Here is a 306-nt window from a genome sequence, read left to right on the forward strand (position 1 = left end):
AGATCGACCAGCGTTTGCAGCAGCGCATCCCAGATGCCCTGCTCGGCCCAGCGCCGGAACCGGACATAAACCGAGTTCCACTTGCGTAGCGCTCATGCATGTCGCGCCAGGGGCAGCCAACCCGTAGCACGTGGAGCATGCCATTGAGAAAGCGCCAGTTATCGCCCGCCGGCCGCGCCCAGCGACCACGCTCAGGCGGCAGCAGCTGCCCGATCAACTCCCATTCCTCATCCGACAAGTCTCCGCGACCCATGACTGCTCCTCAAAAAGCAGTCTTGAATCAGAACTCGCGGCAAATTAGGAATC

1 pseudogene is annotated in these 306 nt (G+C 61.1%); it reads right to left on the reverse strand.

From position 1 onward, the window contains the following. A pseudogene (locus ACU0AG_RS16095) lies at positions 1-253 on the reverse strand (transposase); the annotation flags it as partial. Positions 254-306 lie beyond the last annotated feature (53 nt).

Source organism: Erythrobacter sp. RANMB8, assembly GCF_056848235.1.